The organism is Spiroplasma endosymbiont of Seladonia tumulorum (genome assembly GCF_964020235.1).
Lineage (GTDB): Bacteria > Bacillota_I > Bacilli_A > Mycoplasmatales > Mycoplasmataceae > Spiroplasma.
The window spans coordinates 2,031,321-2,058,072 of sequence record NZ_OZ026545.1; the positions used below are offsets into that span (position 1 = coordinate 2,031,321).

General features: G+C 26.1%; 31 protein-coding genes, 1 pseudogene and 1 riboswitch. Of the genes and pseudogenes, 26 read left to right on the forward strand and 6 right to left on the reverse strand.

Features of this window, described 5'->3' with window-relative positions; all coding sequences use genetic code 4:
• Positions 1-62: 62 nt before the first annotated feature.
• Positions 63-1,799 (reverse strand): hypothetical protein, encoded by a 1,737-nt coding sequence (locus AACL22_RS13000; RefSeq protein ID WP_338992771.1) that lies wholly within the window; start codon positions 1,797-1,799, stop codon positions 63-65.
• Between the two features lie 91 nt (positions 1,800-1,890).
• Between AACL22_RS13000 and AACL22_RS13005 the strand changes: the two genes are divergently transcribed.
• The 4 genes from AACL22_RS13005 (at position 1,891) to AACL22_RS13020 (ending at position 4,014) form a co-directional block, all read left to right on the forward strand.
• Positions 1,891-2,442: a UPF0236 family transposase-like protein gene (locus AACL22_RS13005; RefSeq protein ID WP_338992772.1), complete on the forward strand. Its 552-nt coding sequence runs from the start codon at positions 1,891-1,893 to the stop codon at positions 2,440-2,442.
• A gap of 64 nt (positions 2,443-2,506) precedes the next feature.
• The gene (locus AACL22_RS13010) at positions 2,507-2,812 is read left to right on the forward strand and encodes a hypothetical protein (protein WP_338992775.1); all 306 of its coding nucleotides are present in this window, start codon (positions 2,507-2,509) and stop codon (positions 2,810-2,812) included.
• A gap of 276 nt (positions 2,813-3,088) precedes the next feature.
• Positions 3,089-3,214: a hypothetical protein gene (locus AACL22_RS13015; protein ID WP_338989615.1), complete on the forward strand. Its 126-nt coding sequence runs from the start codon at positions 3,089-3,091 to the stop codon at positions 3,212-3,214.
• Between the two features lie 203 nt (positions 3,215-3,417).
• Complete coding sequence (locus AACL22_RS13020; RefSeq protein ID WP_338992777.1) at positions 3,418-4,014, forward strand: hypothetical protein; 597 nt, start codon at positions 3,418-3,420, stop codon at positions 4,012-4,014.
• A 386-nt stretch (positions 4,015-4,400) separates the two neighbouring features.
• Here AACL22_RS13020 and AACL22_RS13025 read toward each other — a convergent pair whose 3' ends face one another.
• Positions 4,401-4,871: a hypothetical protein gene (locus AACL22_RS13025; RefSeq protein WP_338992780.1), complete on the reverse strand. Its 471-nt coding sequence runs from the start codon at positions 4,869-4,871 to the stop codon at positions 4,401-4,403.
• A gap of 204 nt (positions 4,872-5,075) precedes the next feature.
• Here AACL22_RS13025 and AACL22_RS13030 point away from each other — a divergent pair, with 204 nt between their 5' ends.
• From AACL22_RS13030 to AACL22_RS13090, 12 genes and pseudogenes are all read left to right on the forward strand, one after another.
• Complete coding sequence (locus tag AACL22_RS13030) at positions 5,076-5,939, forward strand: hypothetical protein (protein ID WP_338992782.1); 864 nt, start codon at positions 5,076-5,078, stop codon at positions 5,937-5,939.
• Positions 5,939-6,319: an ABC transporter permease subunit gene (locus tag AACL22_RS13035; RefSeq protein WP_338992784.1), complete on the forward strand. Its 381-nt coding sequence runs from the start codon at positions 5,939-5,941 to the stop codon at positions 6,317-6,319. Before AACL22_RS13030 ends, AACL22_RS13035 begins: the two co-directional genes overlap by 1 nt.
• 13 nt (positions 6,320-6,332) lie before the next feature.
• Positions 6,333-7,322 carry an oligopeptide ABC transporter permease OppC gene (gene oppC, locus AACL22_RS13040; protein WP_338992786.1) on the forward strand — a complete coding sequence of 330 codons (990 nt, stop codon included), beginning with the start codon at positions 6,333-6,335 and terminating at the stop codon, positions 7,320-7,322.
• Between the two features lie 30 nt (positions 7,323-7,352).
• Positions 7,353-7,730, forward strand: coding sequence for an ATP-binding cassette domain-containing protein (locus AACL22_RS13045; protein ID WP_338992789.1), 378 nt, complete (start codon positions 7,353-7,355; stop codon positions 7,728-7,730).
• A 541-nt stretch (positions 7,731-8,271) separates the two neighbouring features.
• Positions 8,272-9,052: pseudogene (locus AACL22_RS13975) on the forward strand (ABC transporter ATP-binding protein); the annotation flags it as partial.
• 1 nt (position 9,053) lies between these two features.
• Positions 9,054-11,201, forward strand: a complete 2,148-nt coding sequence (gene oppF / locus AACL22_RS13060; RefSeq protein ID WP_338992796.1) for an oligopeptide ABC transporter ATP-binding protein OppF — start codon at positions 9,054-9,056, stop codon at positions 11,199-11,201.
• 2 nt (positions 11,202-11,203) lie between these two features.
• Positions 11,204-11,395: a hypothetical protein gene (locus AACL22_RS13065; RefSeq protein ID WP_338992799.1), complete on the forward strand. Its 192-nt coding sequence runs from the start codon at positions 11,204-11,206 to the stop codon at positions 11,393-11,395.
• Positions 11,379-11,558 (forward strand): hypothetical protein, encoded by a 180-nt coding sequence (locus tag AACL22_RS13070; protein ID WP_338992802.1) that lies wholly within the window; start codon positions 11,379-11,381, stop codon positions 11,556-11,558. The genes AACL22_RS13065 and AACL22_RS13070 overlap by 17 nt, the downstream gene beginning before the upstream one ends.
• A gap of 45 nt (positions 11,559-11,603) precedes the next feature.
• The gene (locus AACL22_RS13075; protein ID WP_338992805.1) at positions 11,604-13,325 is read left to right on the forward strand and encodes an ABC transporter substrate-binding protein; all 1,722 of its coding nucleotides are present in this window, start codon (positions 11,604-11,606) and stop codon (positions 13,323-13,325) included.
• A 55-nt stretch (positions 13,326-13,380) separates the two neighbouring features.
• A complete protein-coding gene (locus AACL22_RS13080; RefSeq protein ID WP_338992808.1) occupies positions 13,381-14,028 on the forward strand; it encodes a hypothetical protein in 648 nt (215 codons plus the stop codon).
• Between the two features lie 141 nt (positions 14,029-14,169).
• Positions 14,170-14,727 carry an elongation factor P gene (gene efp, locus AACL22_RS13085; protein ID WP_338992811.1) on the forward strand — a complete coding sequence of 186 codons (558 nt, stop codon included), beginning with the start codon at positions 14,170-14,172 and terminating at the stop codon, positions 14,725-14,727.
• 31 nt (positions 14,728-14,758) lie between these two features.
• The gene (locus AACL22_RS13090) at positions 14,759-15,064 is read left to right on the forward strand and encodes an MMB_0454 family protein (RefSeq protein WP_338992814.1); all 306 of its coding nucleotides are present in this window, start codon (positions 14,759-14,761) and stop codon (positions 15,062-15,064) included.
• A gap of 289 nt (positions 15,065-15,353) precedes the next feature.
• Here AACL22_RS13090 and AACL22_RS13095 read toward each other — a convergent pair whose 3' ends face one another.
• The 3 genes from AACL22_RS13095 to AACL22_RS13105 all read right to left on the reverse strand — a co-directional run bounded on the left by AACL22_RS13095 (position 15,354) and on the right by AACL22_RS13105 (position 17,383).
• Positions 15,354-16,289 (reverse strand): IS30 family transposase, encoded by a 936-nt coding sequence (locus AACL22_RS13095; protein ID WP_338992817.1) that lies wholly within the window; start codon positions 16,287-16,289, stop codon positions 15,354-15,356.
• A 141-nt stretch (positions 16,290-16,430) separates the two neighbouring features.
• Positions 16,431-17,153, reverse strand: coding sequence for a DDE-type integrase/transposase/recombinase (locus AACL22_RS13100; RefSeq protein ID WP_338993128.1), 723 nt, complete (start codon positions 17,151-17,153; stop codon positions 16,431-16,433).
• Positions 17,120-17,383 (reverse strand): hypothetical protein, encoded by a 264-nt coding sequence (locus tag AACL22_RS13105; protein ID WP_338988671.1) that lies wholly within the window; start codon positions 17,381-17,383, stop codon positions 17,120-17,122. Before AACL22_RS13105 ends, AACL22_RS13100 begins: the two co-directional genes overlap by 34 nt.
• 248 nt (positions 17,384-17,631) lie before the next feature.
• On the opposite strand from AACL22_RS13105, the gene tkt reads away from it, so the two are divergent.
• A complete protein-coding gene (tkt, locus tag AACL22_RS13110) occupies positions 17,632-19,596 on the forward strand; it encodes a transketolase (RefSeq protein WP_338992820.1) in 1,965 nt (654 codons plus the stop codon).
• 37 nt (positions 19,597-19,633) lie between these two features.
• Here tkt and AACL22_RS13115 read toward each other — a convergent pair whose 3' ends face one another.
• Positions 19,634-20,659, reverse strand: a complete 1,026-nt coding sequence (locus tag AACL22_RS13115; protein ID WP_338992823.1) for an energy-coupled thiamine transporter ThiT — start codon at positions 20,657-20,659, stop codon at positions 19,634-19,636.
• Positions 20,660-20,738: 79 nt separating this feature from the next.
• Positions 20,739-20,837: riboswitch (TPP riboswitch) on the reverse strand.
• 17 nt (positions 20,838-20,854) lie between these two features.
• Between AACL22_RS13115 and AACL22_RS13120 the strand changes: the two genes are divergently transcribed.
• From AACL22_RS13120 to AACL22_RS13160, 9 genes are all read left to right on the forward strand, one after another.
• Complete coding sequence (locus AACL22_RS13120) at positions 20,855-21,649, forward strand: hypothetical protein (protein ID WP_338992824.1); 795 nt, start codon at positions 20,855-20,857, stop codon at positions 21,647-21,649.
• A 51-nt stretch (positions 21,650-21,700) separates the two neighbouring features.
• A complete protein-coding gene (locus tag AACL22_RS13125) occupies positions 21,701-22,798 on the forward strand; it encodes a nicotinate-nucleotide adenylyltransferase (protein ID WP_338992826.1) in 1,098 nt (365 codons plus the stop codon).
• A gap of 4 nt (positions 22,799-22,802) precedes the next feature.
• Complete coding sequence (gene mtnN, locus AACL22_RS13130; RefSeq protein WP_338992827.1) at positions 22,803-23,483, forward strand: 5'-methylthioadenosine/S-adenosylhomocysteine nucleosidase; 681 nt, start codon at positions 22,803-22,805, stop codon at positions 23,481-23,483.
• 163 nt (positions 23,484-23,646) lie between these two features.
• On the forward strand, positions 23,647-24,303 hold the full coding sequence (locus AACL22_RS13135) for a Pr6Pr family membrane protein (protein ID WP_338992830.1): 657 nt from the start codon (positions 23,647-23,649) through the stop codon (positions 24,301-24,303).
• Positions 24,297-24,476, forward strand: a complete 180-nt coding sequence (locus AACL22_RS13140; RefSeq protein WP_338992832.1) for a hypothetical protein — start codon at positions 24,297-24,299, stop codon at positions 24,474-24,476. Before AACL22_RS13135 ends, AACL22_RS13140 begins: the two co-directional genes overlap by 7 nt.
• A 286-nt stretch (positions 24,477-24,762) precedes the next feature.
• Complete coding sequence (locus AACL22_RS13145) at positions 24,763-24,912, forward strand: hypothetical protein (protein WP_338992835.1); 150 nt, start codon at positions 24,763-24,765, stop codon at positions 24,910-24,912.
• Positions 24,912-25,160, forward strand: coding sequence for a hypothetical protein (locus tag AACL22_RS13150; RefSeq protein ID WP_338990511.1), 249 nt, complete (start codon positions 24,912-24,914; stop codon positions 25,158-25,160). The genes AACL22_RS13145 and AACL22_RS13150 overlap by 1 nt, the downstream gene beginning before the upstream one ends.
• A gap of 205 nt (positions 25,161-25,365) precedes the next feature.
• A complete protein-coding gene (locus AACL22_RS13155; RefSeq protein WP_338992836.1) occupies positions 25,366-26,076 on the forward strand; it encodes a DNA adenine methylase in 711 nt (236 codons plus the stop codon).
• A gap of 230 nt (positions 26,077-26,306) precedes the next feature.
• Positions 26,307-26,738: a DUF3627 domain-containing protein gene (locus AACL22_RS13160; RefSeq protein WP_338992839.1), complete on the forward strand. Its 432-nt coding sequence runs from the start codon at positions 26,307-26,309 to the stop codon at positions 26,736-26,738.
• Positions 26,739-26,752: the final 14 nt, after the last annotated feature.

Genomic DNA, 26,752 nt, shown 5'->3' on the forward strand with positions numbered 1-26,752 from the left:
AATTATTTAATAAATAAAAAGTAAATAAAATTTATAAATTTTAGAAGGTTTTAAAACCTTTTTTATATTCCCATTTTAAAACGATATGGATAAGAACCATAAAACAAAGCATCATATGGGTCATGGTACATTTTACTATCGGGTGTGTTTGTTTTGGTATCACTAAATCTTAGTTCATTAATGCACTTATCTAAAAATGGGAAGTTATCTAATATGCCATATATTTTACCTTGAACAAACATTTTTCTTATTCAGGTTACGCGATTGATTATACCTGCTTCTTTATTAAGAGATGTCTGATGTTTTTTGGCTTTAAACATCTTAATTTTATAGCCTAAATAAGGGTAAATATCTTCTTGTAATTTTTGCATAAAGTCGTGTGCATTAATATCATAATGAAATGTAGCATATTCAAAACCATCAAATTTATGAAATGTATTAATTATTCATTGCCCATAATGTTCAACTATTTCATTTAAATTCATTGCGTTTTTTGGTGTAACAACATTTTCTTCAATTAAATATTTATCATATTCATTATTTTCATTAATTTTATAACCACTAAATAAAAACACCGTGTGGTCTTCACTACCATTAGCATAATCCACACCAATTGAATAACTATCAAATTGATACTGTTTTGTATTGGAATTATAAAAATCTTGTAAATTATACTCTTTAATATATTTACGATAATTTCGTAAAACATAAATACTGGGGTCATTATCGTTATATTCAAATCCGTAGTATTCAAGTTCAAATAAATCAGGTCGCTCTTGTTTGTTTGTTAAAACAAGTTTTTTAGTAATATCAGGTATTTTATTTCAAACAGCTCCCATTGTTAATCGTAAATTAAAAATACCCAAACCATTAAATGCTTGTTTGTTTTCTGAATATACTTGATTGTGTTCTTTTAAAATATTTTTAATTCTTTTATTTAAGGGTAAATATGGGGTTACAAATTTTTCATAAAAGACATGGTATTTATCAAAAGGATTAAAAGTAAATTGATTAGAATATGTTTTATGAAAATATGTTATTACTGTTATGTATTGTTTTGCTATGTTGTCTCATTCTTGAAATGTCCAAGATAATTCTTTTACTGGAATAGGATTATCTAAATTATATTGTTCATTATCATTTTCATCAGTATATTTTTCATAAGATACTTTTAAGCTTTTTGATTTAAACATGGAAATTCGCAAATTATTATAACGTTTATCTAATTCTTTATCAGTTAAAATTTCTTTTTCTTCAGCATGTATCATTTCATCTGTTCACGCTGATATAATACCACTACCTTTACCAACTTTTCCCATAATTTTATTACCATTAGCATAACCCGCAAAAGCAATTCTCACACCACTAGGAAAAACAATTTCGCCACCTTCTTTAACATTTTTAGGTCAAACAATGCCATTTTCATTGTCGGGTCTTATATTAATCCCATATTTATCGTATAAATAATTACATACATTAATTATATCGCCAAATGTAGTATTTTCATGGGTATTGGTATATCTTCGTAAAATGTTAGATGAAGCATCAGTAAAATTACAAGCAAAAAATAATTTTTCTGCTATGTGATTTCATGTCTTATTAGTATCACGCCCCGTTGAAACAAACTTAAAAAAAGTTGGTGAAGTAAAATATCGGGCATAACTATCACCAACAAAGTCTTTAAATACTTCTCAATCAAAACCAAAATTATAGTCACTAAAATTCAAATTATATTTTTTATTTAAATATTTATAACTAGTAATCCGTTTTTTGTTATTAATTTTGGTAAAATCCTGCATTTTTAAATAGCCTCCTTTTTTTGATAAGATTATGTGAAGTATTGAGTATCATATTTTAAAATAATTTGTTTATATGAAAGGAAATTATAAAATGGAATTAAAACAAAATTTATTAGAAGATTATAAAAAAGATAAAATAATAGAAACAAACAATGAAACTAAAAATTTCTTGATTGAAAGAGATAATGAGATATTTAAATTATATCAACAAGGACAAATATTACAAGGATATAAGGTGATATCAAAATTGCCAAAAACAATTAAAACAGAATATGGAGATATTCCTATTAAAAGAAAATTATATGTTAAATATGATGAAGAAAAAAAAGAAAATATAAATCGTTATCCTTTAGATGAAGAATTAGGTTTAAAAAAATACAAAAGAATTGAAATAAATTTAAAAAATAAATATATGTCTTTTATAGGTGATGGAAAAAGATATAAAGATATTTTACATACAACAGAGAATGCAAATATTAGTGAAAGAACAATATCTAATATTTTTAAAAATGCCGATTTAGAAGAAATCGATTACATTAGTAATAAAAATAATAATAAAATTAAAATTCCAAATAATGTTTTATATATTCAAATTGACGGAGCTTTTGAACCAATGCGAGAAAATAAAAAAAATTGAAAATAAAATATTTCTTGCGACTATGCATGTTGGTGTTGATCAAGAAAAGTCAACAAAAACCAGAATAAAAATGAAAAAGAAAAAAGGCGTTTTTCAAATGATGAATAAAAATCATAAGAATAAAAATAATAAATCTAATATTGATAATTTTATTGATAAATTTTTTAAATCAATGGATACTTATGATATTAATCAAAATACTAAAATATTAATATTAAGTGATGGTGAAAAACAAATTAAAAAAATTTATAGAGCAGTAAAAGCAAAATATAAAAATAACACTGTATCATATAGTTTAGATAAATTTCATTTATCAAATAGATTTAAACAATTATTCCCAAATCGAAATAGAATCAAAATTCATAGAATAAAATAAAAATTAGCAAAAATATATTTCTTTACTGGAAATTATAAATTATTATTAGATTTTTTAATATGTCATTTACCATATGTTAATGGTAATAAAAAAATATTTTTATTAGAAACCATTGAATTAATTAAAAGTAATGAAGAAGGTATTGTAAATCAATCATTAGAATATAATATTGGTTGTCATGTTGAGGGTGATGTATCGCATTATATTAAGGCTGTTAAAGGGCGTGGCGCAAAAATATATTGTAAAGAAACATTTATCAATATGTTAATTGCTTCTATGTTAAGACTTAATAATCAAATTAATGATGAGAAAGTTGATAAAACTAATAAAAATAATAAAGAAAAAATTGAATTTAATATATTTAATTTAAATCAATTTCAAAATCAATTTTTATCTTTATAAAAAATAAAAACCTTTTAAAATTAGCAATAACTTTAAAAAGTATTTTTTAGTGTGTCAAAATTCATAAATTTATAAATTATTTTTTCAACTAAAAATTATATTTTTAAAAAAAGTTGAATTTTTTATAAATTTTGTTATCATTCAATTATAAGCGAAACTTAATTTGTTTCTAATTACTTAATTTTATTAAAAACCTAAGAATAATGAATATTACCCAAAATTTTAGGTTTATTGTACCAGCAGAAGTAAATGTAGATGCTTTTACAAGGTTAAATATATTAAGAACAAATATTGAAAATAAGTTAAAAGAAGCAAATCTTTTGTTTAATAATATTAATTTTTTATTCTTTGACTTTGAATCAGTTTCTAATTCTTTTACAAAGAGATCTAATCGTCTTCCTTTTCGCAAATCGGATTCTACCTTGATGTGAGCGGGAGAGGGGTATAACCCTGATAAATTGACACCAGAAAACTTTTTAAAATTTTATATAAAAAAAGCAGCGATATTAAGTGAAGAAAAGTATTATTATTTTGGAAACATAAAAAGCATTATTCCAGTTAATTTTACAATTGAAAATTTATTATTTAAATGTAATTTTTCTAGAATAAAACTAAAATCACCAGTTAAAATATTAAAGGAAAAAGATAAAGTTCACGAAAAGTTAGAAGAATTTGCTAAGGTGATAATGGCTTTTTGACATTATTATAAATTAGAAACATATAATGAGTATCATCGCCTTGTTTTTAAAATACGGCAAAATGAGTTTGATGCATTAGTTAAAAGTGCTAGTGTTTTATAAAAAAAATTAAACATAATAAGCCTTCAACCAATTTTTCAACCAATTTTTAATTTTTTTAAAAGCACATTAGATTCATCAGAAAAACCGTATTTTAGTCCTTTCATATCAAATCCTGGTAAAAAAATATAAAGTTAATTTAATTAAAAATAATGTTTTTACTATTAAATTATTTCATCCCGAAATAGAATTATACGATAATGAAATATATAACTCGTACCAAGAGTGGTTAAACACCAGGCCTCAACACTATTATGCAAACTTTTATTATAGTTTTGGCTATAGTTTCTTTTTTCATTCTAATGATGATGAAAGGAATATTAATGATAGTGACTTTAGATTTTTACAGATACTAGAATTTAAGGTTGGTTAATTTTTATAAAAATAAATTAAATAGTAAAAAAGATAATTACTGAAGAAATTAATAATATTCCAGCAATGATTAATAATATTTTTCGTGTTTTTTTAATTATTGCTTCTTCGTCAGTTAAAGTGGGTTGGTAACTGCGACGATGATCATTAAAGTAAGCTGCGGCTTGCTTATTTTTATATCAGCCTAAAATTAATCAGATTAATAAAATTAAAACAAAGAAGCTAACAACAATTCATTCTGTTTTTTTGATATCTTTAAAGGCAAAAATTCCTAATAAAAAACTAATTCAAAGTAAAAATGCACTAGTTAAAATAGCAATTAAATAATGGTATCAAGTAATTTTTTTTAGTTTTTGATAAGTTTCTAATTTTATTGTTTGATTATGGTATGTTTCTTCAACAATTTCTTTAACTTCTTTTTCATGAATTTCTTTTTCTTCACGTTTTAATTGATGTAATTCTTTAAAAATATTTTTCTTTTTTGCCATTATTTCCCTCACATTAATATTTTTAAAATTTATTATTAAATTATATTGTATTTTTACAAAAAGTAAAATATAATTACATGATATAAAATTATATTTTGTATCAAGTACATTATTTTGAATAAGTTATTTTAAGCACATTATTTTATTAAAATTTGATAAAAGGGACATTTTATTTTTCCTTAGAACTAGGGAGGGAAAAAATATATGAAAAATATTAAAAAAGAGAAAGATATTTCTAAAACCAATTTTGATATTAGTAAAGAATATGATAACAAGTTTGTTAATGTTGATTTAGATTATCAACAAGCAAATAAACGAACATCACTTTTTACTGAAATGAAATATAAAATGGCAATTTTTAATCATCACCGTCGGGAGTTTTTTGTTCGTTTTCCATTAATAGGTTATTCATTAAAAAGAATCTTTTTTGTAATTATTACTTTATTGCTAGCAATTTGTGTAATTTTTATTTTATTGCGATTAGTAACTCCCGATGATATTTATATTAAAGACATTAATATTAATAAATTAAATATTTTACCAGGTACACCAGAATATAATGCTTTATTGGAGCAAAGAATGAAAATTTTTGGAGTATATGGTTCAATTTGAAGTCAATTAGGAACATATTTACGAAATATTATGCCTTTTATTAAAAAAACAATAATTATTAATAGTGCTTTTGATCCAATAACTGGTGAATTAGTTGGTGAAAAAGTTACAACATGATTTTACTTAGGAGTTGTTTTTTCAACAGCAGTAGCACAACCAGGAGAATTAGTGTCATATATCTTTGCACGAGCAATTCCGTATTCATTTGGTTTTGGGTCAGTTGCAGTGTTATTAGCTTATTTAATTGGTGTTCCATTAGGAATCATTGCGGCAAAAAATAAAGAACGTGGTGTTGATAATACCATTAATGCTGGGTCAATTATCTTTTTAGCAATTCCACCGGTTGTTTTAGTCGTAGGGATTTATTTAATTTCAATTAATGTTTTTTATGCTCATGGTTTATTTAGTTCGGGAACTTTTGATACTAAATTTTGACCAGTATTTGCATTTTTTTAATGATAACACCACCAATTGTTATTAAAACAAGACGATATGTTATTGATGAAATGACAGCTGATTATACTAAGTTTGCCCTATCAAAAGGAGTGACTAATCGTTATATTTTCTATATTCATATTTTCCGCAATGCGGGGATTCGAATTTTTCGTTTATTACCAGCAGCTTTTATAACAACAATTTTTGGGGCAAGTATCTTTGCTGAACAAAATTGAGCAATTCCAGGGATGAGTAAATTTATTGTCTCGGGCGTTGGAAACAAGGATTCCTTTGTTGTTATGGGATATATTCTATTAACAGCAACGGCTGGAATTGTTACTAGTTTAATAGCCGATATTATGATGGCGATATTAGACCCATGAGTAAAATTAACAAAATAAAGAGAGGAGTAAGATGATGCGAAGAGTTACAGATGAAGAGTTACTTGATTTTCAAAGTTATGATATTAATAATTTAGATCCAAGTTTATTTGAAATTGTTGGTCCTCAACTAGAAGAAAATGAACGAATTTCAACGAAATCATATCGTTATTGAAAAGTAGTTGGTCAAATTTTAATTACTAAAAAAACATTTATTGTTTGTTTATTATTACTTGCAATTATCTTATTAACAGCGATTGTCCCAATTGGTAAAGTTGCGAACCCATTACCTGCTAATTTACCAATTCCTAATTATCAACAACCTTTAGCTCCAAATGCAACTTATTTATTTGGACTGGGGATGAATGGTGAGAATTATTGAGATAAAATTTGAATTGGAATGCGAACAACCTTATTATTTACATTAATAATTGCCTTAATTCAAATTTTAATTGGTGTTATTGTTGGTTCAATTTGAGAATTTTATAAAAAATTTGATATTTTATTTATTGAAATTACACGCTTTTTAAATTTAGTACCAACACTAATTTTATGATTAATTATTATTTTTGCTTTAGGTAAAACAATGCCCGTGATTATTTTTGCCGTATCACTTACTAGTTGAATTACTTTGGCAGAGGTTATCCGAGTCCAAATTATTTTAGTCCGAAATACCGAATATAATCTTGCTTCAAAAATGTTAGGAACATCTGGACCAAAAATTGTGACAAAAAATATTATGCCACGAATTTTACCATTAATTATTCAAACAGCATCCTTTGCTGTGCCAAAGGCTATTGCAATTGATACAACATTAAATTACTTTAACTTTGGTTTTGCCCAAGGACGTGAAAATACAACATTAGGATTTATTTTAAATGAAGTATTAGCATCTAGTAAGTGACAAGATTATCCACATTTATTAATTATTCCTATTTGTTTTATTGCTGGAACATCGGTTTTATTTTTCTTATTCGGAAAAGTATTTGCTGACTCATTAGACCCCAAAAACCATTATAAATAAAAATAACGTATTAAAAGGAGATATTGCTTTATGGAAAAAGAAATTGTTATTTCAATTAAAAAATTAATAATAAAATTTAAAACTCGTGCCAATGTTTTAACTGCTATTCAAAATATTTCTTTTGATATTTATGATAATGAAACATTAGCAATTGTTGGTGAGTCGGGAAGTGGTAAGTCAGTTATGACCAAAACATTTACTAATATGTTAGAAAGTAATGGCTGAATTAGTAATAATTCAATTGTTTATTCGCCTTCAAAAAATATTTTAGCGGATGATTTAGCGTATTTTCGAAAACCAGTTCATTTAGTTGATTTCCATAAAATTTTATTAGATAATAACTTACAAAAAAATATTATTAAGTATAATAAAAAACGAATTATTAGAACAACACAAAAAAATGATTAATAATTTGGAATTAACTAATTTGCAAACAGCAATTATTGATTTACAAAATAAAATTGAAGTGTTTAAAAAACAAATTAGTTTTAGTCATTCAAACCGAATTAATAATAAAATAGGAAAACTTAATGCACAATTAAAGGAATATAAAAATCAACAAGAGATGTTGTTAAATCCTGAATTAAAACAAAAAAAGATTAAATTTTTACAAAATCGAATTGTTGGTTATAAGAATGAAATTGACAAAATTAAAAAATTAACTTGAAGTGAAAAACGATTATTAGGGAAAAATATTCAGTTTTTAAAAAAATATTTTGAACAAAAAATTATTCCTTTGCCAACAGAATTTAGTAAAATTCAAACTTATTTTAGTAAAAAAACTTATACCGATGGGATTCGCTATCGGATTAACAAATTAAATCAGTTAATGGCGAGTGGAAAACCATTGGATGCAGCTAATTTTGCTAATGTATATGAAGAATGAAATTTAATTAAAAATTTTGAATTTATCAATAAATTAAAAGCAGCAAAACAAATTAGTAAATTACGTGGTCCAACAATAGCAACAATTTTCCAAGATCCAATGACATCGTTAAATCCATTATTATCAGTTGGTTTTCAAATTTCAGAAGTATTACGAAAACATCGTAAAATGTCACGAGCAATGAGCAAAAGAACAGCAATTGAATTACTAGAAAAAGTTGGAATTCCAAAGGCTAAAAAGCGTTATCATGATATCCCAGGAATGTATTCGGGTGGAATGCGCCAACGGGTAGTTATTGCAATTGCTTTAGCTTGTCAACCAAAAGTTTTAATTTGTGATGAACCAACGACAGCCTTAGATGTTACAATTCAAGCACAAATTCTGGATTTAATTAAATCATTACAAAAAGAATATAAATTTACTGTTATTTTTATTACCCATGATTTAGGCGTTGTCGCAAATATTGCTGATCGGGTTGCTGTAATGTATGCTGGTCAGATTATTGAGTATGGAACAGTAAATGATATCTTTTTTTGATCCAAAGCACCCTTATACTTGATCGTTATTATCTTCTTTGCCACAATTTGGTCAAAAAGGGGAAGACCTTTATTCAATTCCTGGTTCACTATCATCATTATATGCAAAAGTATATGGAGATCCATTTGCTCCTCGTAATCAACATGTGATGAAAATTGATTATTTATTAGAACCACCAATGTTTAAAGTAAGTGAAACACATTATGCAAAAACATGACTATTAGATCCACGAGCTGTAAAAGTAACAAAACAAAAGCAATTACAACAGTTAGAACAAATTAAAAATGATACAAAGGTAGGTGATTAAGATGAACAAAAACGAACAAGAACAGTTTATTATGGTTCGCGATTTGTTAATTCAATTTCGCCAAAAAAATAAAAAAGTAAATGCAGTTAAAAGGGCAAGTTTTGATATTTACCGTGGAGAAATTTTTAGTATTGTTGGTGAGTCGGGAAGTGGTAAAACAACGATTGGCCGTGCCATTGCTGGTGTAAAACCAATTAAAGATGGAACCATTTATATGGATAAGCACTTGATTCGGGGAAGACCACCACAATTATATAAAATTAATTTAGATATTAATGAAAAATTGCGATTACTACGAAATAATAATATGTTATTAAATAAAAATTTAAGTAACTATATTAATAATTTAAAAATTAGTTATTATCGTTATTTTGAAAATAAAAAATATGTTGTTAATACGAAAGAATTAATACCCTATACAAATAAGCAATATTTAATAACAACTGACCTTGAATTAAAGAAAGTTGATTTACTAAATTTTAATCATAGTAACAATCATTTTACATTAGTAAAAGAAATGTATGAACATAATTTAATTTTATTAAAAGATATGTTAAAAGCTTATCAACGAATTTTTCGTTTTATGGATAATTTGCATGAATGAATTCCATCATTATCTCTTGCCCTAGAAGAAGAAATCAAAGGTCGTGTCCGCGGAAATATTGAAATTATTGAAGGAAATATTTTATTAGGGCATCAAATTTATAAAGTTCTTTTAAAATTAGAAGAAAATCGTAATGCTCTAAAAGAAAACCTTGTATTAGAACAAGCACAAAAATATTATGATGCTTCTTTTGAACAATTAGCAAATTTATTATCAATTCATATTAAATTGTTAAATGAGATTCATTTTTTACATAAAAATCAACGGGCAGTTTTTTTTCTTTTTGTTCCGAAGGGAAAACGAAAAAAATATATTTTAAGTTATAATAAACGTTTTAATGTTTTTAAAAATGATTTTGAAAAGGCATATTTACAGGAATTACAAAAATTGGAATTAAAATCGCAAACAAATCCACAAGCAATTATTGCCTTACAGCAAGCATATCAAACCAGTGCTTTAATGATAAAAATTGCAACAACAGATATGGCAAAGACATTAAATGAATTAGCAACCACATCTAATTTGAAAACAAGTTTAGCAGCATTACCAGATAATGAATGAAAAGAAGGATTAATGACTTTGATTAAGAAAAGTGCAACAGTAGAACAGCAACAAATGATGCTTGCTGATTTATCATATTTAGCACGACATGGGGTTTTTCGTGATCAAACAACAATTAAATTATATTATCAATGAGTAGATAAGAAGTATAAAACTTCAGAATCGGACATTATTGCTTCTAATCGTTTACAAAAGAAAAAAATTCAAATGATTTTTCAAGATCCATCTTCGTCATTAAACGATCGAATTTCAGTTGAAGAAATTATTGAAGAAGGGTTAACAAATTTTCCTGAATTATATCAAAATAATACTGCTCGCCAGTTATATTTAACTTATTATAATAATAATTTAGGAAAAAATGAAAAACCATTAAAGTTAGAGCAAATTAAAGATCGTGATGTTAAACATTTCTTAATTTTAAACATTTTAAAAAAGGTTGGATTATTACCAGAACATTTATCACGTTATTCACATGAATTTTCAGGAGAACAACGACAACGAATTGGTATTGCTCGGGCATTAATTATGAAACCACAATTTATTATTGCTGATGAACCAATTTCAGCATTAGATGTTTCAATTAGAGCCCAAGTTTTAAACTTATTAAAAAAATTTCAACAACAATATAATTTAACTTATATTTTTGTTGCCCATGATTTATCGGTTGTTCGGTTTATTGCTGACCGAATTGCTGTTATTTATCATGGTCAACTTGTTGAATTAGCAAACGCTGAAGAGTTATTTACTAATCCATTACATCCATATACGCGTGCATTATTATCAGCAATTCCGTTACCTAATCCAAATTATGAAAAAGAAAAAGTTCATTTTATCTATGAACCAGAAAAAGAACATTGAGATTACTTATTTGATTTACCAGAGTTTACTGAAATTAAAACGGGGCACTATTTATTTGGGAATTCACGTGAAATTGCTGCAGCAAAAGCTAAACTTGCTATGGCAGTTGGCAGAAAGGAAGGGTAACGATGTTTAAAAAGAAATTGGCATTTTTTGCTAGTTTTACGGCAATAACAACAGTAACACCATTAGTTGTTTCGTGTGGAATTAGTTTAGATTTGTTAGCAAATCGTTTAATTACCGATAATGTTTTTCGTTCTATTTTTAAATTCCCCCTTAACATCATGGTCAAGTGCATCAACAATGTTAGTTGATGATAATAAAATTTTAGCTGATGTTCTTGGAACATTAGTAGCAACTGATAAATATAATCGTAGTTTCGGTGATCTTGCTGAGCAAAAAGATAAAACATCAAAATATGTTGGAATTCCTAATGCTGATCAAAGTGAATGAAAATATAAAATTTCACCACAAGCAAAATAATTTGATTATCAAGGTAATTTTCAACGGCAAGTTAAAGCTAGTGATATGATTAATACTGCTAAGTTTGTTTTATTTCCAAAGAATTTATCGGCAACATCAGGATTATGACGAACTTTTATTAGTGGGGCACAAGAAATTTGAGAGTATTTTCAGGCAGGTAATTATCAACCAGATTATTATAATGATTCAATTTGAAAAAAATTAGAAATGACAATTAATGAGGCTGATGATGAAATTACCATTAAATTAACAAAGTCAGCAGAATATTTTGATACTTTAATGACTTATTTATCTTTTGTACCATTACCAGAAAAGGCGTTACGACAAGGTTATAATTATGGGACCAATTATAAAAATATTTGGTATTCAGGAGCATATTTAGTTGAAAAATATAGTTCAACTTCACAAATTTTATTGCGAAAAAACCCTGCTTATCGACATGCCAAATTAACATACATTGATAAATTAAATTATACTTATTTAGCAAATAATGATGTTTCGCATGAACGTGTTTTATTTGAATCAGGTGATGTTAATGATTTTCTAGTTGAACCAACAGATAGTAATGGTTGAAAGAAATATGTTGGTTCTAATCCTGCTAATCCAATTTTTAGTGGTGCATCAAGTATTATTAATCCTGATCCAACAACATATACAATTATTCATAATTATGCGAATAGTGATATTTTAAATTCAAACCCAGTTCGTGCTAAGCAAGCATTAAATGCAAGTAAGGCGTTACAATATGATAAAGTTCGAAAATATTTATCAACCCAACTAGACCGTAGTAAATTTGTTAAATATTATTCCGAAGCCCTAGATGATTCACCAACTTCCAAGTTTTTACGAAATGTTTATACTGCACGTTATTTTGTTTATAATGGGGATGTTGATTATGCATCATATGTTGAAGAAGCATATGCAAACCATTTTTTAGATGGTAATGCAATGGCTGCCAGTCAACTATTAAAAGATGGTAGTGATGCTTTATATCGTAACAAAGATTTATTAAAAAATGATGATAATATTTTAAATGATATTCGCACTTGATTACAAACAAATATTGGTGCTTCACAAGTTGAATTTCGCTTTTTAATGAATGGAGCATACACATTAACAATTAATAAATTTTTATTAAATATGATTGACTCATTTAACGCTGAAAATGATGTAATTAAAATTATTCCAGATATTACTGTTGACGCTACAGAATATGAAACCCGTTGTAAAAAAGCAGATTGAGATATGCAAGAAGGAGGATGGTCACCAGATTATGCTGATCCATATACTTACTTACATACCTTTTCCTTAGGTGGTGATTTACAATATTATTTTGGAACTTCACGGATTTTTAGTGACCTAAAATTAACGAATAATCTTGCACCAGACTATGCAACAGTTAAGGATCAATTGAATAATCCATATTGAAATCTTTTAAAAAATACAACAGCAATTGAAAATTTTTATAATGTTTTTAAAAATTATACTAACCAAGTTGCGGCAAGTGATGAAATTACTGATCCCGTTCGCTTAGCTGATCGTTATCGAGGCTTTGCCGAAGTTGAATTTAATGCTATTTATACTAATTTTATGTTTATTCCAGTTTATGTTCCAAATGGATCATATCAAATTCGAATTTCATATGTAACACCACGAACACAAGTTACAATTGGGTATGGTAGTTCAAAATATAAACATTGAGGAATGGTTTTAAATCCGTACTTACTGATGACACAAGAACGGCAAATTATTGAAAAACGTTATTAACAACAATTAGCAATTATTCAAACTGATTATGCGGCGTTTAGGAAGGATTATTAATATGAAAAAGTTGTTAACATCTTTTACGGCTTTAATGGTTATTAGTGTTCCTGCGACTGTTGTCAGTTGTGCTAGAATGGAAACGCGTGATCGTAGTAAAATTTCGTTATCTTTATTTAAAAGTGAATTAGCTTTAATTCCTGTTTTTGAAACACAACAACCAACCACAAAAGTAACTGAAACGATATTTCAAAATGCAGTTTATGATGCATTAGAAACAAACGAATATCATGGTGAAATTCCAAATGCGGAATTAAAATTTATTTATTATGACAAGGATGGAATTTCAAAATCGTGAACTGATTTACCATGACAACCACTAGCAAGTGGCGGAGCAAAGACAGCATTATTATGAGTACAAATTATTGCTAATAAGAATAGTATCCATTTTGCAGATAAAACTGATATTATTTCGATAACATTATATCAAACCCAACCACTTGCATTAGATACCATTACATTTAATTATGAAGCAAAAGTGTTAAAAGCCTTACCAGTTGAGGATATGATGACTTATTTTGCTATCTTAAATCCAACATTTTATTTCTCACCCCGTCATTTTGCAATTACTAAAACAACTGATTATGTTATTATTAAGGCGTTATCAACCTCAAATCGATATCGTGGTGAAAATCGTATTAATATTTAGGTTACCTTACAATTTTATAAAATTAAAATATTTGGAGAAAATTTGTTTAAAAGAAATTTTCTCCTTTTTATTGATTTTAATAACTATCTGTTTAAAATTACGATATAATTAAACTACGAACAATAGAAAAGGAAAAAGAAGATGATTAGTGTAAACGATTTCCGCCCAGGATTAACGTTTCAATATGAGGGTAATATTTACGTAGTAATTGAAGCACAACATTCAAAATCTGGTCGTGGGCAAGCACATGTTAAAACAAAAGTTAAAAATTTGCGTAACAATGCAACAACAAATATTACTTTCACTGGTGGTGATAAAGTTGAAAAAGCAATGATTGATAAGGTTGAAATGCAATATTTATATGATGATGGTACGAATGTCATTTTTATGGATACGCAAACTTATGAGCAATTAGAAATTCCCTCAACTAATTTAGTTTGAGAAAAAAACTTTTTAAAAGAAGGAGTAATGGCTTCTGTTACCAAATATGATGATGAAATATTGGGAATTATTTTACCAGATAAGGTCGATCTAACAGTTACTGAGGCAGAAGCAGCAGTAAAAGGTGATACTAGTTCTGGTGCAATGAAAAAAGCAGTGCTAGAAACTGGCTGAGGATTACAGGTTCCGTTGTTTATTAAAGAAGGCGAAGTTATTACTGTTTCAACTAGTGAAGGAAAATATTCCGGACGAGCTTAATTTTAACAATTCATAAAAGGAGAGATTGAAGATGAATAATAATTTTAATGAATTAACATTTGAAAATAATCATCGTGGGACAATTGTTGTTAGTTTATTAACAATTAAAAAGATTATTTTATATGCAATCCGTGATATGACTCACCAATATTTTGCAGATAAAGTTGAATGTCGTATGATTGATAATTCATTATTGCACATTTATATTAGTGGAAAAGTAATGGTAAAAGAAAACCTAAATGATTTAACAGTTGAAATTAATGAAGCAATTATGAAAGAATTAAGTTATTCGGTACAAATTAAACCAAAAAATATTAGTATCGCTTTTCATCATTAATAATTTAATAGCGAAGTAACTATAGAAAAAAGAAAAATATTATGAATTTGGTAATACCTTGCAAAGTTATTACCAAATTTTTATTTATTCTGATTGCTTTCAATGATAGTATTATTTTATATTGTAAATTGTACTATGAAGTGTAGCACCCTACTTAATTTTATTATAACACCAATAAAATAAATGTTCAATATAATTTATTTTAAAAAAATTTAGTAGTTTTGTTTTAAATTTATGAATTTTGGCACACTGAAAAATAAAATGATTAAAATTTTTATAGGTAATTATATTAAAAATTAAACATTTGTATAAAAACTTCTTTTGAAGATAGTCAATGTAAAGATTTTTTAAGTTTAGAGTTTATTATATTAGCAACTTCTTGATAATAATTTTTTGAATAAATACTTAAATCAATTCCTTTGGAAAATCAATGTCTAAAATCGCGGATTGCTCTTTCAACTTTGGGTTTTTGAGTTGGAGTTCCAGCATCACAAAAATATACTTTAGCATTTGTTATTTTTTCAATTTTTTCTCAATCAGCAAATTCTTTGCCTTGATCTGTTATTATTCCTTTGCATCTATCTTTAAAAAATTTGTTAGAAAAAATTCGTTTTAATGCGTTTGTAACTTCTTTTGTTGTTTTTTCTTTTAATGGTTCAATAATTTTAAATTGGGTTAATTCTTCGATTAAAACTAAACAAACACTATTATTTTTACCAACCATAGTATCCATTTGAAATCAACCAAATTCATTTTTATCATGTTTTGCTTCTTCAATAGTTCTAAAATTTCTTATTTTTCCACGGTTATCAATTCGATTTTTTGTTTTATATTTTCTACCATGAAAATACAAATTATCTTTCTTGAAATTTAAAAATCCCAAATGAATATATTTATATAAAGTTTTAAAACATACCGGAAATTTAATACCAAACTCTTTTTCATATTTTTTACAGATTTGTTCTGGTGAATCATGAAATTTGTTATATTTTTCATCTAGTCATTCTAAAATATTTAGAAATAATGATGATTTTTTAAAACATTTTTGTCGTTTTTGTAAATAATCTTCGTGTGCTAATTTAGCGTCATATTCATTATCTTTTAACCTTTTTATTTCTTGTCTAATTGTATTGCGATTTTTATGCAATATTTTTGCTATTTTAGATATATTGGATTTACCATTTTTTCTTTTTAAAGAATCAAGTTCTAATAAATCTTTTAACATTAGAGTGCACCCATTTTAGTAAGTACTAATAAAAAAGTATTTACTATTTTTTTAATTATATCTTTTTCTTTACGATTTGAATATCATGTATTTCATTTTATAACATCTTGTATATATTCTTCATGTGAATTATATATTTTATTATGGATTGTAGCTTTCTATTGTAATACCGTTAGATAAACATTTATCGTGATAAATAGTGGATGTATATTGATATCCGTGATCTGAGTGAATTATTATTCCATTCAGATCTTTTTTTATTAATTTTATTTTATTAATTGCATCATTTAAATTATCCATTACTAATTTATTGTCATTATATTTAGATCACTTTACATCAACTATTTCTTTAGTATATCCATCAATAATTGTTGATTGATAATATCTTTCTCCTTTTCAAATTAAATATGTTACATCAGTATATAGTACTGAAAACCTTGTTTTTATATCATTGAATTTACGATTAATTAAATCAGGATATTGCAATAAGCTTTTTTCTTTATTCTGTTTATATTTTATTTTTCTTCTCATTTTTCTTACATATTCAGGTTGTATTTGATTATCACGCATAATTCTTAAAACTTTTTTTGAATTATATTTTATACCATAATCTTCCTTTAAATATTTAGTAATTCTTCGATAACCAAATTGTTTTAAATTTTCTTCATAGACTTTTACAATATCATTTATTGCTTTTTTATCTTTTTTGCTACTGTCATAATTTTTATATTTATCTCAATAACTACGTTTTAACCCTGTTACTTCTAGTAATAATTTTATTGAATATTCACAAAAATTTTGTTTAATAAAAGAGACAATTCTTAGTTTGCTTAATTGTAAAAGTCATGGAGCTTTTTTAATAATTCATACCTTGTTTTATAATATTCTAAATTTCTTTTGCCAAAAGAAATTTTAGGTCCTTTAGGATTGTTTAATTTTCCTTTTTTATGATTTGCTCATCAAGATTCTACTGTATTTGCATTTATATTATATTGTTTTGCTACTATTCAACAACTTTTTTGTTTAATTTCCTCAATGATTTTTGTTCTAAATTCTGATGTATATTTGTTATATTTTTGTCCTTTTTTTGCCATATAAAAATGCACCCCCTATAAAAATTTAGCAAAATCTTTTTTTATTTTACTTACTTTTTTGGGTGCACTCTAACCCACTCTTTTTCTATTAATTTTTTCATTTTAATTTTTTTAATTATAAATGAATAATCCAAAAAAAGTAAGAATTAATGGAATATTTTTCAAATTATTAAATTCTTTCTTTTAATTCGTTGTACAATGATATTATGAGTATTAATTTATTAGTGTATAAAAAGGAGATAAATAAAATGAAAAAATCAATTGATACAATCAAAATGTTGGGAATTGAAGCAATTAATAAAGCAAATTCAGGCCATCCAGGAATTGTTCTTGGTGCTGCGCCAATGGCATATACTTTATTCACAAGACACTTAGTTGTTAACCCACAAGTGGATAAATGAACAAATCGTGATCGTTTTGTTTTAGCAGCAGGACATGGTAGTGCTTTATTATATTCGTTATTGCATTTATCAGGATTTGATCTTAATATTGATGATTTACGAAATTTTCGTCAAGTTGATTCAATTACGCCTGGTCATCCGGAATCACATTTAACGCCCGGAGTGGATGTGACAACGGGTCCTCTTGGCCAAGGACTTGCAGCAGCAGTTGGTTTAGCGTTAGCAGAAACGCATTTAGCAGCAAAATACAATACCAATAAATATCCTCTTTATGATCATTATACTTATGTTTTATGTGGTGATGGTGATTTACAAGAAGGAGTTACACAAGAAGCAATATCTTTAGCAGGACATTGAAAACTAAATAAATTAATTGTATTATTTGATTCTAATGATGTGCAATTAGATAATATGGTTAATGTTGCACAAAGTGAAAACATTGCTGATCGTTTTAAAGCAGCAAATTGAAATTATTTTTTTGTTAAAGATGGTAATGATATTGAAGCAATTGATCAAGCTATTATAAAAGCAAAAAAAAGTGATAAACCAACATTAATCGAAGTAAAAACAATAATTGGTGATGGGGCAACAAAACAAGGTACACCAGCAGTACATGGTGCGCCGTTAGGAAGTGATATTGAAACAGTTCGTAAAATGTTAAAATGAGATTATAAATCATTTGAAGTTCCTAATGAAGTTTATAAGGATTTTGAAATCAATGTTAAACAACGAGGAATTAAAAAATATCAGAAATGATTAGAAATGTATCAAGGTTTTTGCAAAGAAAATTCTACTTTAGCAAAAGAACTTGATGATGCCGTTTATGGTAATTTTAATTTTAATCCACAAGATTTTCGTGATTTAAAACCAATTAAGCCACAAGCAACACGAATTAGTAGCGGGGCAATCCTTGACCGTCTTTCTAATATTATTCCAGCTTTAATTGGTGGTAGTGCTGATTTAAGTAGTAGTACAAAAGCAAAGGGAACTGATGGTGTTTATAGTCCTGAAAATCGATTAGGCCGAAATTTAGGTTATGGAGTGCGTGAATTTGCAATGGCAGCCATTAATAATGGAATTTGTTTACACCGTGGATTAGTTTCTTTTGCAAGTGGTTTCTTTGTTTTTGCTGATTATATGAAGCCAGCTATTCGTTTAAGTTCATTAATGGAAATTCCAGCTATTTATATTTTATCGCATGATTCAATTGCTGTTGGTGAAGATGGCCCAACGCACCAACCAATTGAACAATTAGCAATGTTACGTAGTCAGCCAAACTTAAATGTTTTTCGTCCAGCTGATTTTAATGAAACATTAGGAGCTTATTATATCACTTTACAGTCAAAACATATTCCAAGTGTTATTTTAATTACACGACAAGATTTACCAGAATTAGAACATTCAAATGTTGAGGCAGTGAAAAAAGGAGCTTATCAAGTTTATGGACAAGAAGATAATAATGATGTTGTATTGTTAGCAACTGGTAGTGAAGTTAGCATGGCAATTGCTGTTGCAAACAAATTAGAACATGAAAAAAAAATTAAAGTAAAAGTAGTATCAATGCCTTGTTGAGAATTATTTGAGCAGCAAGATGCTGCCTATAAACAAAAATTGTTAGAACCAACAGCTTTAATTGCGTCAATTGAATTAGGAGCAACCTTTGGTTGAGAACGTTATACTTCAAATAATGGTTTGAATTTTGGAATTAACACTTTTGGACAATCAGGACCATTTCAAGATGTATTAGAATATTTTGGTTTTAATGTAGAAAACATTGTTAATGCTATTAATAAAAAAATGCAATCATCATAAAAATGATAATTGCATTTTTTATTGTTCTCTTGTTTATTTAACTATCATATTTTAAATAACGTTGTCAAAAAATGGGAGCTAAACTACGTAAAATAAAAGGAACAACAATTTGGATAATTGGATATGTAAAAAGAAAACTATGAATAAAGTTATAAACAATGGCATATAATCAATTACTATAACCTGGTCAAACTGAATCAGGGAATAAAGTTGTTCAAATTAAAACACCAACTAATACTTGTGACAAGTAAATAAGAGTAATAATACTAAAACAAATAATAATATAATTAACATAAGTAATATATTTTTTGTCATTATTAACTTTAAAACGCATAAAACCCGCAATTGTTGGAATAATCATTGGAACAAAATAATCTAATAAATATGATCATGGTGAAAGAATAAAATTTGAAGCAATAAATAGCAATGACATCAGGGCACTAATACTCCCAGTTATAAAACCAGCGATTGCTGAGTGTAAAAAAGCAATAACGATAAGTGGAAGATATTTTAAACCAATGCCACCACCATATGGTAAGTTAGGCAATAATGTTTCTAAATATGCTAAAGCTAAGGTTACTGCTACAAACATCGCAATAATAACAATATCAAATGTTTTTCATTTTCAAATTCCTAAATTAATTAAAAATTGTTTTCGTTTCATAGTATTAGTAAATAATAAATCACTAACCTTTATTTCATAACTATAAATAATAATATTACTAATTAAATTAAGAACATTCAAACTAATAATATTTAAAATAATAAACTGAAACTTATAATTAATATATTCTTCATAATTTGTTAATCAAACACTTATTGCAGATATGATACTAAATATTAAACCAAGTCCACAAGTCGTTAAACAAAAAACTCATATATTTTTAAAATATTGGTCATTATTTAAATGAAATAGTTTACTTAATCTTGATAGTGGTAAAATACTAAGCGTTATTAAAATACCAAGGTATAAACTTATGACAATAAAAATTGTTGCTTTATTGTATCATAAAATAATGTTTTGTTGGTTTAACTTAACCTTAAAAGATGGGGCTGTAACCATATAAAAAATCTCCTTACACAAATAATTTTGTAATTAACTTCTGTGAAAGTGAGCATCAAATTAAATTTATTAAATTAAATAAATAACAAATTTGAACTCCCTACGCTAGTGTTAACTAGATCAGGTTCGAAGAGTATTTCTCAAACTTATGTTTTATAAGTTACCTCTGTCAATTACAATATTATCTTAACATTGTTGGAAAAAACTGCAAGAAATTTTAATAATTTATTATATAATAATGTATATGGAATTAGAGGCAAAGATATGTTTAAATGATGAAGACGAAAAAAAACTAAACAAAAAATAGTAAATTTAGAAACAGCTAGTGCTTTTGATGATGAAATTGAAGCATTTAGTGGGGTTAATTTTAGTGATGAAACAATTGACTTTAAAGTGCTACAATCAACACAAGTGATGGTAAATAACTCAGAAAATTCTAAAATTAGAAATACTGAAAAACACATCAAACCATCGAACCAAGAGAATGTTAATAATATTCATAGCCTTGTTCAAAATGCACGTCATCAAATTAATAAATACAAAGAAGAATATAATGTTAATGAACATGAAAATGTTTTAGAACGTTTAGAACAATTAAAAAAATTACGTGATAGTTCACAAGTTCAATCAAATGAATTTCAACAAATGCTAAATCAAATTAAAGAACGGAATTTTAATGATCGAATGGCATATATTATGGATCGCATTAAAATTTCTCATCGTGATGATGATAAGTTAGAGTTAGACCATAATGGTGAACCATTAAAAGAGAATCTCCCCAAAGGGGTAAAAAAAAATAAAGTTACAATTACTGGTAATAAAAATGAAATTAATACTTTTAAACAAAACTTACCAAAAAAAATTGCTAATGATTTAAGTGAAAAAGAAAATGTTACCATTACATTATCTATTAAACAATTTCAAGAAGTTGTGCGTGATACTGTCGAAGATGTTTTAGTTGAATTAGGAATTAAAAATAAAGATGAATAATTTTTATTTTGTTTGAATTTGTTGTTATTTTTGGATTGGGAGAAAGAATAAATGAAGATAGCATTATTTGGTGGTAGTTTTGACCCATTTCATACTGACCATTTAGCAATGATTAATCTTGTTAAAACAAAAACAGATATTGATGAAATTTGAATTATTCCAACAAATCAGAATCCTTTTAAAACACGAAAATTATCTTCCCCTACGGATCGTGTCGCAATGATTAATTTAGCAATCGCTGATTTAGTGGATGTTAAAATTAATTTAATTGAATTAGAAAATGCAAAGCCTAGTACAACATATGAAACTGTTTTAAAATTGCAACAGCAATTTCCTCATCATCAGTTTTATTTTATGATTGGTTCTGATCAACTAGCATCATTAAATAAATGAAACAATATTAATGAATTAGCAAGAATGCAAACTTTTATTGTTTTCCAACGAAATGAACCAATTGATCAAACAATTTTAAAACAATATCAAGCAATGTTACTTCCATTTCATAATAATTTACATTTATCATCAACAATGTTACGAGAAGGAAAAAACATTGCATTACAATTGCAAAATATTACGAATTATATTAATAATAATTTATTATATTTGCCAGAACGACTAGATCAAAATATGGATAAGGAACGCTATCAACATTGTTTAAATGTTGGCCAAAAAGCGCGGGAATTAGCATTAGTTCATAAGTTAAATCCGCAAAAAGCTTTAATTGCTGGGACTTATCATGATATTACAAAACAATGATTAGAACAAAAACAAAAAGCATATCTAACAAAATATTTACCAACGTTTTTATCAGAGCCAATTGCTACTTGGCATGCTTATACTGGTTATTGCCATTTAAAATATGATTTATTATTTAATGATAAAGATATTTTATCAGCAATTAAATGGCATACTGTTGGTCGACCAGAAATGACTTTATTTGAAATGCTAATTTTTGTTGCGGATAAAATTAGTAGTGAACGAAATTATTCAAAAGTTGATTATTATCGAACATTAGCCCAAAAAGATTTAGTAAAGGCATTTCAAAAATTATTAATAGTTCAATTTGAACGAGCAGTCGTGAAGCAAGGCCTTGAGCATTTAGGAAAAAATATACAATTGACTTATCAGCAATGAAAAGAGGATAAATAACGTTATGAATTTAATTATTAGTGCAATGAAAGAGGAATTGGCAGCAACTTTAAATGTTTTAAAACCAACAATAGTTGATAAATATACCCAGATTGAAGTATATCAAAAAGATAATTGATTATTTGCAATTAGCAAAATTGGGTTAGTTAATGCTGCTATGACTTTAACAACCTTACTTAAAGATTATGCAATTAAAACAGTTTATAATCTTGGAACAGTTGGGACTTTAAAACCAAATTTTAAACCATTATCAGTTTTAGCAATTACGGAAGCTTACTATGCTTTTGCTGATGCCCAAAAGTTTGGTTATGCAATGGGGCAAATCCCTGGCGAATTACCTAGTTATTATAGTGATAAAAAATTAATAGCTACAATTACAACAAAAATGCCACACATTCAAACAGCAGTTTTAGGCAGTAGTGATATTTTTATTGATAAAATAGAATATTTTGAGCATATTAAAACTAAATTTAAAAATAAGATTGATGTAGTTGATATGGAAGGTTGTGCTTTTTTTCAAGTTGCTTTAAATTATCAGATTCCAATTGTTAGTATTAAAATTGTTACAGATTATTTACAAGCAAATAAGAAAAGTTCAACAATACAATTTAAACAAAATTTATCACAAGCAGGAATTTTAATTTGTGAATTAATTTCAGCAGAATTATTTAATAATCAAGAATAAAAAAATAAAAATTAAGATATAATTTAAACAATGTTATCAAATAGAAAGAGGGATTAAATGTCGTGACTGACGGTTTTGATTCAAAATAATTATTGCATTAGTTGCTTTATTTGGATTACTAACTAATTATTTAACTAATTTACTGCATTTAGACAAAATGATTGTGACGGACAGTAATAACCAAGCAACATATTTATGAGCTGTTTATGATCAAACATGCGCAATTAGTCATTGAAATTATGCTGGTTACACAATATGATGAATTTCATTTTTTACAACACAATCAAATTTTTTAGTATTAATTTGATTTGTAATTGCAATTATTTGCCATCGGCAAGAAGGAATTATTAAACCATTAAAAACATATTTCTCATTATCAGTTGCTGTGTATATTACCGTTACTTGTTTAATTTACAATTTCGTATTATTACCAGCAATCTTAAAAAAAGATTTAATGTGAGGGCCTCTACAGTGAACAGAGCAAATTATTCTGCATGCTGTTGTACCAGTATTAACAATTATTTATATTGTTATCTTTGCTAAGCAGTCACCATTAGTTTCAACAAAACAATTTTATCGACAAAAATTAGGGTGATATTTTATTTATCCAATTTTATATGGTGTTTATGGAGTTATTAAAGGAATATTATGTGAATATAGTGAAATGCATCTAAAGATTGCATATCAATATTTCTTTTTACAAATTTTTACAAATCCAAAAGTACAAGGTCTACCTGGTATTGTTTGATTTATAATTGCTATTATTTTAATTTCATTATTATGGTTTTCTCTCCTCACAAATCAAAAAGGAGAGTGATAAAAATTAAGAAAATTTTAAAAATAATTTTAATATTATTGCCTATTATTAAAATTATAAACTTTTTAATTAATCCTATTGGAGGCTTATATCGTTTTAGTATGTTAAAAGTTACAAAACGTTATCAACAAGCAAAAAATTTTGGGAGTGTTGCAAAAATACGGGTTGTTAGTTAAAAACAAGATATAATCTTGTTTTTTCTTTTATGTATAGAAAATTTAATTTAAGGAGTTGAAATTATGCAAACAAAACATTATTTTATTTTGCGGTCCTTAGTAATTAAGTATGGAAAAGATAATGTTATTAATACTGTTAATAAGATAGTAACTAATAATGTAAAAGAAAATGAATAAATTATCCGCGTAATTTATTAGCGGTAATTTATTCAATATTGTTTATTTTTGAGCGTAGCGAACACGCGGAGCGTGCCGCGCAAGCTAAATTTTTAGGAGGAATTAAATTATGCCAGTATGGTTAACATGAATATTTAGTATTGTTATTATTTTAGGAATTTTTGCTTGAATTGGTTTAACGATTTATCAAAAAATTCGTCAAATTCGAGGTAAGAAAAAAGATAAAAAAGAAATTGAAAACAAGGAGAATAAAGAATAATGTTAGGTATGTATTTAACAACAGCTGTTAATTTTCTAGCTACAGATACTCCTACTATTTCAGGTGGAATGGATTCTATTTGAAGCGGTTTGGGACAAGCAATGATGAAAGTTAAAGATGCTGTTTATGCTGTGTTACCACAATTAATGACCTTTTTAGGTGATGCTTGAATTATTTTAATTCCATTTGGAATTTGAGTAATTATTAAAATATTAAACTTTTTCCGTGTCATGGTTAAAGGCTTTTAATATTTATTATAACTGATCCATTATGGCACACTAGCTTTTATGTGAGTTGATTAATTATAAACGTATAATTTTATATTTTAATAGCTATTAGTTAAAACTAAGTAGTTATTTTCAGTGTGCCTTAATTTTTAATTTTATATATTTAACAATGTTTATTACAATACATATACATTATTTAAACATTTTATAGTAAAGGAGGATTAGAATGAAATTTATTAGTCCGTTGTCTTGGCCAAATGGAAAAGCAAAACACTTTGATAAAATTAAAGCATTATTACCGGCTAAATTTGATAAATTTATAGATTTATTTTGTGGCGGTGCTTCAGTTGGCTTAAATGTGTTAGACCAGCAGTTATGTAACAAAGTAGTTTTTAATGATTTGCATACTAGTTTAATTGAATTTTGACAATATGGTATTCATTTAATTGAATTGGATTATTTGAAAAAATTAGTATATCCTAATTCAAAAACTATTAATGAATTGAAAGAAAAAATGTTTGATGATTATTGTTTAAATTTTGGTGAAGAATTTTTAATTAAGAACGCATTACCATTTAATGGTGAAAAATGAGGTACTTGAACAGATAAAAGATTACAACAAAATTTTAATGTTAATAAATTATTGAGAATTCAAAATGTTAGAAAACTATTAGTTGATCCTAAAAATAATATTGAGTTCTATAATTTGGATTATAAAAATATTATTAATAAATATTATATGGATAAAAATATTGTTTGATATTTAGATCCACCATATTATTATAATAAAGGAAAAGTTTATAAACATTCAAAAATGAACTTTTATGAACTAAAAGATAATATTTTAAAGATTAAAGGTAAATGAATTTTAAGTATTGATAATTCTGAATTTATTAAAGACTTGTTTAAAGAATTTAATATTAATAAATTTGAATAAGTGTATAGTTCTACTAATTGTCATAATAAAAAGCCAAAACTTGGCCAAGAATTAATTATTACAAATTTTAGGTAGTGTGATTAATTATTAAACTTAAATGTCAAATTTGTCATTCTATTTTGAAAAAAATTTGTTGGTAGTTTGTTTTGAGTAATGTATCATAAACCAAGTTATAAAAGTGGTTTTAATACGGCATTGTGTAAATATAATATGGAAAGTAAGGTGTTTTTATGAGTTTTTATAAAAAGAATATTAACGTACAAAATTATTTTATTCGAACAGAATTTATAGTTTTTCAAACTGATAAAGCTTCGTTTATAAATTTACCTAACCACAATAAACATATTGGTTTTTGATTAAATAATAAGTTTATTTATTCTAGTGAAAAACATTCTGATCAAGTAGCTATTGGCTTGATTTATGATAATTCTTATCCTATTGTAAAATATGATGAAAATTTAAAACGACATATTTGAAAATATTTAACTGGAACACAAATAATTAATTTGTATAATCAATATAAACAAAATTATTTTACACAAATGAAAAAAGCATTATTCCCTGCTGAACCACAAAAATTAAAAACAACTAAAAATAATTTAACAAATTGAACTGTTGAAAAACAACAAGAATTGATTAATGATTTGAAAGATTTAAATTAAATGAGTTTATATAA